The following is an 11,783-nucleotide window of genomic DNA, read 5'->3' as shown; positions in this document are numbered from 1 at the left end:
GCGCTACGCGTCGACCGGTACCGCGGACACCGTGCGGTCGATCGTGAACTGACCGAGCACGCGCGTGTCGACGTAGAGCACCGCTGTCTGCCCCGGGGCGACCCCGGCGAGCGGTTCCTCCGGCACGACGCGCACGCCCTCCGCCGTGACGAACGCGCGAGCGACCTCGGGCTCGGCGTGAGCGCGGATCTGCACCTCGCAGTCGAACTCCGACTCCACGGGGGCGGCACCGGCCCAGCTGAAGCGCTCGCCCGAGATCTCACGGATCGCGAGCGCCTCCTTCGGTCCCACGACGACCGTGTTCGAGACGGGGCGCACTTCGAGCACGAATCGCGGCTTGCCGTCAGCGGCCGGAACACCGAGCTTGAGTCCGCGACGCTGACCGACGGTGAAGGCGTGCGCGCCCTCGTGCGAACCCACGACATCGCCGGTCCGATCGACGATCTCACCGGTCGCTGTGCCGACCTTCTCGGCGAGCCACCCGCGAGTGTCGCCGTCGGGGATGAAGCAGATGTCATGACTGTCGGGCTTCTGGGCGACGGTCAATCCGCGCTCCGCGGCCTCTGCCCGGACGACGGCCTTCGAAGGCGTCGTGCCGAGCGGGAAGTAGGTGTGGGCGAGCTGCTCGGCTGTCAGCACTCCGAGCACGTACGACTGGTCCTTCGCGTTGTCGGCTGCGCGGTGCAGCTCGAGGCCGGCATCCGTCGGGATCAGGGTGGCGTAGTGCCCCGTGCACACCGCGTCGAAGCCGAGCTCGATCGCGCGCTCGAGCAAGGCGGCGAACTTGATCTTCTCGTTGCATCGCATGCAGGGGTTCGGTGTGCGCCCTGCCTGATACTCCGACACGAAGTCGGCGATGACGTCTTCGCGGAAGCGCTCCGAGAAGTCCCAGACGTAGAAGGGGATGCCGAGAAGATCGGCTGCCCGTCTGGCATCGAGTGCATCCTCGATCGTGCAGCACCCTCTGCTGCCCGTGCGCAGGGTGCCCCCGGCGCGGGACAACGCGAGATGCACGCCGACGACGTCGTGTCCGGCATCGACCGCACGCGCGGCTGCCACGGCGGAGTCCACACCACCACTCATGGCCGCAAGAATCCTCATGGATCCAGTCTACGAGCGTGCGGCTGAGCCGGAGCCGGATGCGCGGGAGTACGCCTCAGCGATCGATGAGAGGACCGCATCGACGTCGGCGTCGGTGGATGTGCGTCCGAGCGAGAAGCGGAGCACGCTGCGCGCATCCTGTTCACTGCGGCCCATGGCCATGACCACGTGCGAAGGCTCTGCCACACCCGCCTGACATGCGGATCCCGTCGACGCCGCGATCCCTGCCATGTCGAGCAGGAAGAGCAGGCTCTCCCCCACTGCGCCGGGGAACAGGATGTGCGCGTTCCCCGGAAGCCTCTCGACGCGGTCCCCGAGGACTTCGGCGGTCGGAACTCGGGCGAGGATGCCGTCGACCAGTCGATCGCGCATCCCGCTCAGCCGGGCGCTCTCCGCCAGCCGCTCCGCCTCGGCGAGCTCCAGTGCGACGGCGAACGCGGCGGCGCCCGCGACATCCTGGGTCCCCGCGCGGAGGCCGCGCTGCTGTGCGCCTCCTCGGAGGATGGCCGCGAGGCGCGCGGTGCGCGAGGTGACGAGGGCGCCGACACCGACGGGTGCGCCGATCTTATGACCGGCGACGCTCATCGCGACCAGTCCGACGGCGTCTGCGGCATCGCCGCGCAGGGCACGGAAGGACAACGGAACGTGACCGAGTGCCGACACGGCATCGAGGTGCAGCGGAACCCGCGCGGCCGCGGCCGATGAGGCCAGCACCGCGGCGTCGTTGATGGTCCCGGACTCGTTGTTGGCGACCAGTGCGGTGGCCAGCGCCGCGCCCGGAAGCTGTGCGGCGAATGCGGCCGGATCGATCGCCGCCGTGCGATATACCGGAACAGCGCGCAGTATCGCTCCCGCCCCGACCAGCGCCTCCACCGTGTCCATGGTCGCGTGATGCTCGGCATCCGGCATCACGATGGCGTCCGTCCCCGCCTGGCGCGCCTGCCACAGCCCCTGCAGCGCGAGGTTGATCGACTCCGTTCCCCCGGACGTGAAGACCACCTCGATGGGATCGGACCCGAGCACCGCGGCGGCACGCTCCCGCGACTCCTCCAGCAGGCGCCTGGCGTCCTGCCCCGCTCCGTGCGTCGACGACGCGTTGCCGACGATCGCGCTCGCGTCCAGCCACGCCTCGCGCGCCTCCGGGCGCAGCGGGGTCGTGGCCGCGTGATCGAGATAGTGCTGCATCCCTCAACTCTCTCCCATTTTCGTCCTCGGGAGCGCACCTGGAACTGAGTGCATCGTGTCCTGAGACCCGAGCGCAGACCCCTATGGTGTATTCATGCCCGCGATCCGAGACATCACCGTGCCCGGCGGTACTGCACTCGACGACCTCGGCGTTCGCCTTCACGACGGCGTCGGAACCCTCCGCGTCTGGTCGCAGAACGCGTCGTCCATCGAGCTCGTCGTCTTCGATGCCACAGACCTCGACTGGGTGACCGATCAGGTCGACCTCGAGCGACTTCCCGGCGGTGTCTGGGAGGTCACGACCGAGCTGCTGCAGCCGGGCACCCGCTACGCGATCCGCGTCGGCGGACCGCACGGCCCCGGCAACACCTTCAACCCCGAGACCCTCCTCCTCGACCCGTATGCGCGCGGCCTCGCCCAGGGCGACGGCTACGAGGAGTGGCGATCCGTCGTGATCGTCGACGGCTTCGACTGGGGCGACTCGGTCAAGCCCCGCATCCCCCTCGATCGCACGGTCATCTACGAGGGTCATCTGAAGGGCCTCACCAAGCGTCAGCCAGACGTGCCCCCTGCACTGCACGGAACCTATGCGGGTCTCGCCCACCCCGCGATGATCGAGTACTTCCATGAACTCGGCATCACCTCGATCGAGTTGCTTCCGGTGCACGCGTTCGTGCCGGAGCCTCGTCTGCTCGAGCGCGGACTCACCAACTACTGGGGCTACAACACCCTCAACTTCTTCACTCCCCACAATGCGTACGCGACCGAGGACGCGCGAAAGGGCGGCCCCGAGGCCGTGCTCGCCGAGTTCAAGGGGATGGTGCGGCTGCTCCACGAGGCAGGGCTCGAGGTCATCCTCGACGTCGTGTACAACCACACATCGGAAGAGGGACTCGGAGGCCCTCGCTCGAGCCTGCGCGGGATCGACAATGCGGGCTATTACCGTCAGGATGCGTCCGGGGCGTACATCGACACCACCGGATGCGGCAACACGCTCGACACCTCGACGGATGCCGGCGCCCGCCTCGTGCTCGACTCGCTGCGCTACTGGGCCCAGGAGATGCAGATCGACGGGTTCCGGTTCGATCTCGCCGCTGCCATCGCTCGCGACGGCTCGCACACCTACACCCCCGAGCACCCGCTGCTCGCGGCGATCGCCGACGATCCGATCCTGAAGGAGACGAAGCTCATCGCCGAGCCGTGGGACGTCGGTATGGGCGGGTGGCAGACGGGCAACTTCCCGAAGGGCTGGCTGGAGTGGAACGATCGCTACCGCGACCGCGTGCGCAACTTCTGGCTGAGTGACATCGACTATGCGCGCAGAGCGTCGGCGCCGGTCGGCATCGGTGGTTTCGCGACGCGTCTCGCCGGATCCTCGAACACCTTCGCCGACGAGCGCGGGCCGCTCGCGAGCATCAACTTCGTGACGGCGCACGACGGTTTCACCCTGCACGACCTCGTCTCGTACGACGTCAAGCACAATGAGGCGAACGGCGAGCACAACCGCGACGGCGCCGACATGAACCGTGCGTTCAACCATGGGATCGAGGGTCCGACGGACGATCCGGCCATCCTCGCGCCGCGACGCAAGGCGATGCGCAACCTGCTGGGCACGCTCCTGCTCTCAGCCGGTATCCCGATGCTCACCGCGGGCGACGAGGTCGGTCGCACGCAGCGGGGCAACAACAACGCCTATGCCCAGGACTCCGCGATGACCTGGCTCGGCTGGGACCCGGAGCCATGGCAGGAAGACCTGCGCGCTCACGTCAGCAGACTGATCGAGCTGCGCTCAGAGAACCCCGCGTTGCGACCGAGCAGGTACGCGCGACTGGGCGAACACATCCCGAACGCCTCCGTCATGGACTGGTTCGACCAGAACGGCGAGACGATGGAGAGTGAGCAGTGGACCGACCCGGGCAACCGCACGCTGCAGTATGTCGCCGCCTCCACTCCGGACCGTGAAGCGGCCAATCGCATCCTCCTGATCGTGCACGGCACGGAGTCGCCGATCGACGTGCGACTGCCCGAGGAACTCGAGGATGCGACCCGGTTCGTGTCGCTGTGGTCGAGTGCCGACGAGCGCCCCGGCGCCGACGGCGAGACGTTCGCGCCGGGCGACATCCTGCCGATCCCGGGAACCTCGATGAGGCTCTTCCGCGTCGAATGACGTGCGGCGCGCCGAAGCCGTCCGCTCGCTACCCGCGGTGCGTGGGTAGCGGTACATTCGGGGGGTGGCCGCACGAATGAGCAGCACCAGTCCTCAGGCTCTCCGGAGTCCCGCTCAGATCCCTCTGCGTCCGCTGGGCGTCGTGTCGGACGGTGACTCGCTCCGCGCCACGCGCATTCCGCTGGTGGACGGGAGACCTGCTGTTCCCGGCGGGTTCTCACCCAAGGCCTTCGTGGGAGAGGTCGTGCCCTTCAGCGTCGTCGCCTTCCGCGAGGGTCACGACCTGATCGGTGTGCAGCTGCGGCTGACGTCGCCTGACGGCGAGGAGTCGCTCCATCGCCTCTCGCCGCTGCTGGACGGAACCGACCGGTGGAGTGCCGAGGTCGCACTCGACGCCCAGGGCAGATGGACGTTCCGCTTCGAGGCGTTCTCCGACGACTTCGCGACCTGGGCCCATGCCGCCGAGCTCAAGGTGGCCGCCGGTGTGGACGTGCCGGTCATGGCCGCACTCGGTGCCGAGCTCCTCACCCGCGCCGCCGCGGAGAAGGACCGCCCTCTTGCACAGCGCAAGCGCCTCGCCGCTGATTCCACCGCGCTTCTGCAAGGAGACGGTGCGACTACGATCGCCCTGTCGACGGACGCGGAGCTTGCTCGGGTATTCCTCGAGCGGCCGCTGACGACGCTGCGCTCGATGTCCGCGGCGCATACCCTGCTCGTCGAGAGGACCGCCGCGGGGGTCGGCGCCTGGTACGAGTTCTTCCCCCGCTCCGAGGGCGCCAGACGGCTGAAGGACGGCACGATCAAGAGCGGCACGTTCCGCACCGCGACGAAGCGGCTTCCGGCCGTCGCCGCGATGGGATTCGATGTGATCTACCTGGTCCCGATCCATCCGATCGGGATCACCAACCGCAAGGGGCGCAACAACACCCTGACCACCGAGCCCGAAGACCCCGGCTCCCCCTACGCGATCGGTGCCGCAGAGGGCGGTCATGACGCCATCCACCCCGATCTCGGCAAGCCCGCCGACTTCCGCGCCTTCGTGCGTGCGGCACGGAGCGAGGGGCTGGAGGTCGCCCTGGATCTCGCTCTGCAGGCGTCTCCTGACCACCCGTGGGTCGCCGAGCACCCGGAGTGGTTCACGACTCTTCCCGACGGAACGATCGCGTATGCCGAGAACCCGCCGAAGAAGTACCAGGACATCTACCCCCTGAACTTCGACAACGACCCGGCCGGCATCTACCAGGAGATGCTCCGGATCGTGCAGCACTGGGTGCGAGAGGGCGTGAAGATCTTCCGTGTCGACAACCCGCACACCAAACCGCTCCAGTTCTGGGAGTGGCTGATCGCCACGGTGAACGCCGCGGACCCCGATGTGATCTTCCTCGCCGAGGCCTTCACCCGCCCCGCCGTCATGCGGGCGCTGGCCGCGGTCGGGTTCCAGCAGAGCTACAGCTACTTCACGTGGCGCAACACCAAGGCCGAACTCGAGGAGTTCCTCACTACCGTGTCGCAGGAGACCAGCGACTACATGCGGCCGAACCTCTTCGTGAACACCCACGACATCCTCACCGAGTACCTCCAGTTCGGCGGGCGTGCCGCGTACCGCATCCGCGCCTGCATCGGTGCGACCGCCGCCCCCTTGTACGGCGTGTACGCCGGTTACGAGCTCTTCGAGAACGTCGCCCGTCCGGGGTCCGAGGAGAACATCGACAACGAGAAGTACGAGTACAAGCTTCGCGACTGGGAGGGAGCCGAAGCCGCCGGCGACTCGCTCGCTCCCCTTCTGCGTCGCCTGAACGAGATCCGACGCGTGCACCCGGCTCTCCGTCAACTGCGCAATCTCTCGGTCCACTGGAGCGATGACGACTCGGTGCTCGTCTACAGCAAGCATCTCGATGCCGCGTTCACGGGCACGGGCGTCGCGGACACCCTCATCGTGGTCGCCAACGTCGATCCCCACTCGGTGCGGGAGACCACGGTCCACCTCGACACCACGATCTGGGGCGTTCCTCTGGGCGAGTCCTTCGAAGTCGAGGACCTCCTCACCGGAGCCGTCTGGACATGGGCAGATCACAACTACGTGCGGCTCGACGCCTTCGCCGAGCCGGTGCACATCCTGAAGGTGAGGAAGCGTTCATGAGCTACCTGGAAGATGCGACGACGTCGTCGGACTGGACCGCGGTGGCGGCAGGCTCCCACCACGACCCGCACTCGGTGCTCGGGTCGCACCCGTTCACCGACGCGAGCGACCGCACCGTCACCGTGATCCGCGCTCGTCGTCCGCTCGCGGCATCCGTGGCTGCCGTGTTCGGCGATGGCACCCGCCTGGAGTTGAACCACGTAGCGCACGGCATCTGGGAAGGGCATCATGACGGCTCCCCTGTGCCGTACCGGATCGCGACGGCGTACGGCGACGACGCCGAGACCGTCAGCGGCGACCCGTACCGGCATCTCCCGACGCTGGGCGACATCGATGTGCACCTGATCGCCGAGGGGCGCCATGAGCGCCTCTGGCAGGTGCTGGGCGCGCATCCTCGGGTCGTCGAGGGCGACGCAGGCGTGGCCTTCGCCGTGTGGGCTCCCAACGCCACCGCCGTTCGCGTGGTCGGTGATCACAACGGGTGGAACGGCGAGCCCCACGCCATGCGCTCGATGGGTGTGAGCGGGATCTGGGAGCTGTTCATCCCGGATCTCCCTGTCGGCACGACCTACAAGTACGAGATCAGAACGCGCGACGGTGCGTGGATCTTCAAGGCGGATCCGATGGCGCAGGCCGCGCAGGTCCCGCCGGAGACCGCATCCGTGGTCACCGAGTCGACCTACGCGTGGTCGGATGGCGCCTGGATGACCCGCAGGGCCGCGACCCATGCCGTCGCGCAGCCGCTGTCGGTGTACGAGGTGCACCTGGGGTCGTGGCGAGGAGGACTGAGCTATCGGGACGCTGCGGAGCCCCTCATCGCCCACGTCGAGGAGGCCGGCTTCACCCATGTGGAGTTCATGCCGCTCGCCGAGCACCCGTTCGGCGGATCCTGGGGCTATCAGGTCAGCGGCTACTACGCGGCGACGAGCCGCTTCGGCAGCCCTGACGACCTGCGCTACCTGATCGACCGCCTGCACCAGGCGGGCATCGGCGTCATCATGGACTGGGTCCCCGGCCATTTCCCGAAGGATGCGTTCGCGCTGGCGCGATTCGACGGCCAGCCTCTCTACGAGCACCCGGATCCCCGACGGGGAGAGCACCAGGACTGGGGCACGCTCATCTTCGACTACGGGCGTCCGGAGGTGCGCGGATTCCTCGTCGCGAACGCACTGTTCTGGCTGAGCGAGTTCCACGTCGACGGTCTCCGTGTCGACGCGGTCGCGTCGATGCTCTACCTCGACTACTCCCGAAACGACGGCGAGTGGGAACCCAACATCCACGGCGGGCGCGAGAACCTCGAGGCGATCCGATTCCTGCAGGAAGTCAATGCGACCGCCTACCGAGTGCACCCCGGCGTGCTGATGATCGCCGAGGAGTCGACCAGTTTCCCCGGTGTCACCGCTCCGACCGATCATGCCGGTCTCGGCTTCGGCTTCAAGTGGAACATGGGCTGGATGAACGACTCGCTCCAGTACATCGAGCGAGACCCGATGTACCGCGCGCACCATGAAGGCGAGATGACGTTCTCCTTCGTGTACGCGTTCGGAGAGAACTACCTGCTGCCGATCAGCCATGACGAGGTCGTGCACGGCAAAGGCAGTCTGCTCGCGAAGATGCCGGGAGATCACTGGCACAAGCTCGCGAACGTGCGCGCCTACCTGGGATACATGTGGGGGCACCCGGGCAAGAAGCTGCTGTTCATGGGGCAGGAGTTCGGCCAGCTCGCAGAGTGGTCCGAGTCCCGTGAGCTGGACTGGTGGCTGCTCGACCAGCCGTCCCATGCCCAGCTGCAGAGCTTCGTCGGGCAGCTCAATCGCACCTATCGTGCGCAGGCTCCGCTCTGGGAGCGCGACAACGACGGCTCGTCCTTCTCTCGCCTCGGCGCGCCCAGTTGGGACCCGAACGTGATCGCTTTCGAACGCCGCGACGCCCATGGCGGCCGGCTGGTCGTGATCAGCAACTTCGCCGGCGTCGAGCGCAGCGGATATCGCCTCGCTCTGCCCAGCGCGGGAATCTGGCAGGAGATCCTCAACACGGATGCCGCGGAATACGGCGGACGAGGTTCAGGCAACCTCGGCGTGGTCGTCGCCGATGCAGCAGACGGCGGCACCCCGACGGCGACGATGACGATCCCTGCGCTGTCGACGATCTGGCTCCGCCATCAGAACGACCCGCACGTGCCGACGATCAGCCACGGCTGACCGCGGGCGGCACGCTGCGCGGTCAGAACAACAGCGACGAGAGCCGGTTGCGTGCCGCGATGACACGCGGATCTGCCGCGCCGATGAGACCGAACAGTTCGATGAGCCGCTCGCGAACCGGCGTGCGGTCGGCGGAGGGAAGCTGAGCGAACAGGTCGAGCAGACGACCGAACGCATCGTCGACGTGCCCCCCAGCGAGATCGAGATCCGCGACGTCGAACTGCGCCTGCACATCCAGCGGATCCGCTGCGGCAGCTGCCCGAGCCTCCTGCAGGTCGAGCTTCTGCACGCGATCGAGGAGACGCACCTGCCCGAGACCGGCGATCGCATCTTCGTCACGAGGATTCTCGGCGAGTGCCTTCTCGTAGGCGACGACCGCTGCGGCGTAGTCGCCGAGTTCGATCGCCGCGAACGCCTCCGCATGCAGAGGCGGTAGCGGCGGCTCCTCGGCGGTCTCCTCGGTCGCAGGGGCTTCGCCCACGTCCAGCGACCCCGTGACGCCGTTCTGCGCGGCGAGCTGAAGCAGCTGCGCGAAGACTTCGCGTACCTGCTGCTCGGGGACAGCTCCGGTGAACATCGGTACTGGCTGGCCTGCGATGAGAGCGACCACCATCGGAATCGACTGCGCGCGGAAGCTCTGCGCGAGCTGAGGATTCGCGTCGACGTCGACCTTGGCGAGAAGCACCTTGCCGCCGAGCTCGCGCGTCACCTTCTCGATGATCGGACTCAGCTGCTTGCAGGGTCCGCACCACTCGGCCCACAGATCGACGACCACGGGAACGGTGCGTGAGACCTCGAGGATCTGGCCGAACGTCTCATCGGTCGCGTCGACGACCACATCGACGACACCCGCCGCGGAAGCGGGCGCTCCGGCCGGGGGCGTCGCCGGCCGGTTGCGGAGAGTGGAGAGGTCGACGGCTCCTCGGAGCGCGGCAGGAGAGATATCGGTCACTTGATCACCTCGACGGAGAGAAGATCCTGGCGCACGGCCAGGAGCCGGATCTGCTCCGTCGAGCCCTGGGCGGGGACGGAGAAGAACAACTGGAATTCGTACTTGGTCGTCACGCCCTTGGCGGACTCGGTGACACCGGTCAGCGCCTTCGCCTGGGCGTTGTCACCGAAACGGATCACCGCATCCGCGGAGGTCGGAGTGACCGTCTCGGTGTCGACCAGAGAGACGGCCACGATGGCACCGCTGCCCAGGGTGGTCATCGACACGGGGGCGGAGTCCGCCGGTGCGATGTCGAAGGCCGTCTGCGACGTCGCGGCCGCGCCGTTGTCCGCGAGGTTCTGCACCACAGCCTGGCGGCTGTCGCGGATCGACTTCGCGAGGTTCTGCGAGATCTCGTCGAACAGCCCGTACGACGCGCTCTGCTCTCCTGCGTCGACGACGTCAGAGAACGTCGCGGCGAGCTCACCCGGCGGCAGGCTGAGGAAGGCGGAATCGTCCGGTACCAGCGAGGTTCCGAGCCACGGAGCGGCAACCTCGGGGAAGACGGCGTCGGCCGACATCTCGGCCATGTTGTTGACCTTGTATTGGGACCAGGGGTCCTGCTGGGTCATCGTCAGGACCACCGGGGGGACCGTGTCGTCACCGTCGCTCTTCGAGAGGAGGAGGACTGTGCGCGGCCAGCGGTCGGTCGCCTCGGGCAGCATGACCTCGACGTCGTCGGTCGGGATGGCCGCGGGCGCGGCGGTGTCGGGAAGCGCGGTGCGGAGAGCGTACTCGGTCTTCCGAGCCGTCAGCGCCGGACCGTCGAGGCGGGTTCCCGCCAGATCGATGTCCATGGCTGCATCGGCGTCCGAGAGCGTCGCCGACACCTCCTGAAGGATGCGCTTGGCCTGAGCCTCGGTCACTGCCGGAGGCTTCTGGTTCTCTGGAGCGATCACGGTCGCGCTGGGCGAGGGACTGGGCGTCCCTTCCCCGAACTGCGGCCAGGAGTCGGCCGAGCATCCGGTCGCAAGAAGCGCGGTCAGCGCGAGAGCCGGGATGGCGATCATCCGACGTCTGCGGGTCGGCGGCGTGGCGCGCATCTCGGACCTGCGATCACCCGCTGTGTCGCCCTCGGTCGCCGTGCCGCTCGCTCCCTCGCCTTGCGCGTTCTCCGCATCGACGCCGTGATCAGCGGGCGTGGAGTCCTCGTCGTTGACGGTCGTCGAGGATTCCTCGATCGCCTTCCGCTCCGACGGCGGCAGCTGAGCCACGTCGATCGGCTCGGTGGCCGGAAGAGGCCCCGGCCCTTTCCGCCGGGGGCCGCGCCCGCGGCGCTGGTGGCGGATGCCGAGCACGTACAGGACGAGGCCGACCAGGAGCACGGCCGCACCGGCCGCCATCAGCGGACCTGCCAGAGGCGTCGAGGTGTCGAGCGGCCAAGAGACGACGATGTCGTCAGGCGCGTCGGCTGTGCCGTCGTGGGCGATGAGCAGACTGACGCCCTCGGGAAGCTGCATGTCGGCGATCAGTGCGTCGGTGTCGGTGAACGAGTCCAGCCAGAGATCCGACCCGACAGGACTGCGCCCGGCTTCGGCTGCCGCACCGTCCTCTGCGGGCGTCTCCTCGGGAGCGGGGGTCGCCTCCGGGTCGTCCGTGCTCTCGTCGTCACCTGCCGCGGCCGGATCCACGAGCTCGACGTCGAGCTCGCCGTCCTTGCCGACGCTGACATGGTTGTACGAGGTGTCAGCAAGCCACGCCTCCATGTCGGCCGTTCGACCGTACGCGGCGAAGATATCGCCGTCGCCACGGACGAGAAGGGTCTGAGCGCCGGGGTGCTCCCTCAGGACGTCGCCGTCCAGAAGCACATAGGGCGCAGGTTCTTCCACGGCGACCGAGGTCTCCTGGGTCGACGGACCCATGAAGACGGTTCGCTGCGCGATGCCCGCAGCGATCAGTCCCGCAGCCAGCACGAAGGCCACGACGGCCCATACGAAACGCACGAATAGTCTCCTCACGCAACCCGGACGAGCGCCCGAGTCACAACACTCGACATTT

7 protein-coding genes are annotated in these 11,783 nt (G+C 67.9%); 3 read left to right on the top strand and 4 right to left on the bottom strand.

What is annotated here, in order from left to right; genetic code table 11:
- Window positions 1-3: 3 nt before the first annotated feature.
- Window positions 4-1,101: a tRNA 2-thiouridine(34) synthase MnmA gene (mnmA, locus tag RQG77_RS12740; RefSeq protein ID WP_311245035.1), complete on the bottom strand. Its 1,098-nt coding sequence runs from the start codon at window positions 1,099-1,101 to the stop codon at window positions 4-6.
- A 9-nt stretch (window positions 1,102-1,110) separates the two neighbouring features.
- A complete protein-coding gene (locus RQG77_RS12735) occupies window positions 1,111-2,286 on the bottom strand; it encodes a cysteine desulfurase family protein (RefSeq protein ID WP_311245034.1) in 1,176 nt (391 codons plus the stop codon).
- A gap of 94 nt (window positions 2,287-2,380) precedes the next feature.
- Between RQG77_RS12735 and glgX the strand changes: the two genes are divergently transcribed.
- The 3 genes from glgX to glgB all read left to right on the top strand — a co-directional run bounded on the left by glgX (window position 2,381) and on the right by glgB (window position 8,794).
- Entirely contained in the window at window positions 2,381-4,453 is a 2,073-nt protein-coding gene (gene glgX / locus RQG77_RS12730) for a glycogen debranching protein GlgX (protein ID WP_056307883.1), read from the top strand.
- A 76-nt stretch (window positions 4,454-4,529) separates the two neighbouring features.
- The gene (locus RQG77_RS12725) at window positions 4,530-6,593 is read left to right on the top strand and encodes an alpha-1,4-glucan--maltose-1-phosphate maltosyltransferase (protein WP_311245033.1); all 2,064 of its coding nucleotides are present in this window, start codon (window positions 4,530-4,532) and stop codon (window positions 6,591-6,593) included.
- Entirely contained in the window at window positions 6,590-8,794 is a 2,205-nt protein-coding gene (gene glgB / locus RQG77_RS12720) for a 1,4-alpha-glucan branching protein GlgB (protein WP_311245032.1), read from the top strand. The genes RQG77_RS12725 and glgB overlap by 4 nt, the downstream gene beginning before the upstream one ends.
- A 22-nt stretch (window positions 8,795-8,816) precedes the next feature.
- Here glgB and RQG77_RS12715 read toward each other — a convergent pair whose 3' ends face one another.
- Both RQG77_RS12715 and RQG77_RS12710 read right to left on the bottom strand, forming a co-directional pair.
- On the bottom strand, window positions 8,817-9,746 hold the full coding sequence (locus RQG77_RS12715; protein ID WP_311245031.1) for a tetratricopeptide repeat protein: 930 nt from the start codon (window positions 9,744-9,746) through the stop codon (window positions 8,817-8,819).
- Window positions 9,743-11,728: a glycosyl transferase gene (locus tag RQG77_RS12710; RefSeq protein WP_311245030.1), complete on the bottom strand. Its 1,986-nt coding sequence runs from the start codon at window positions 11,726-11,728 to the stop codon at window positions 9,743-9,745. The genes RQG77_RS12715 and RQG77_RS12710 overlap by 4 nt, the downstream gene beginning before the upstream one ends.
- Window positions 11,729-11,783: the final 55 nt, after the last annotated feature.

It is taken from the genome of Microbacterium sp. WCS2018Hpa-23, assembly GCF_031843845.1.
Lineage (GTDB): Bacteria > Actinomycetota > Actinomycetes > Actinomycetales > Microbacteriaceae > Microbacterium.
This window is presented reverse-complemented; position numbering and strand designations above follow the sequence as displayed.